Source organism: Parvimonas sp. M20 (genome assembly GCF_035282425.1).
In the GTDB taxonomy this organism is placed as follows: domain Bacteria; phylum Bacillota; class Clostridia; order Tissierellales; family Peptoniphilaceae; genus Parvimonas.
This window is the reverse complement of the sequence record NZ_JAYKBQ010000217.1, coordinates 1-258: the sequence shown is the minus strand read 5'-3', so window position 1 is coordinate 258 and position 258 is coordinate 1. Positions and strand designations below refer to the sequence as shown.

Sequence of the window (258 nt, the reverse complement as noted above, 5' to 3'; positions counted from 1 at the left end):
GAACCAAACGCGCCGTTCCCAGCCGCCTTCTTCAGCTCTTCCAGGGTCTTTTCGCGATCACGCACAGCTTGCCAATCTCGGGCGATCTGCCAGTCCAATCCGAGCAGGAACATCAGCGCCATTTGCATGTCGCCAGTGCCCTGCATCGTGGCCTGCTTCTCCGGTGTCATGAACGCACCACTCGCCTGCCGGCGCACAAAGTAGGCAAACAGTGACCGGAACGAAGGCGGCTTGCTGCCAGCAGCTTCAAGGCTGCTC

General features: G+C 60.5%; 1 protein-coding gene. It reads right to left on the bottom strand.

Annotated elements, in window-relative coordinates:
• Window positions 1-258 (bottom strand): hypothetical protein (locus VJI93_RS09020; RefSeq protein ID WP_324009361.1); only part of this gene is annotated, 258 nt, incomplete at both ends.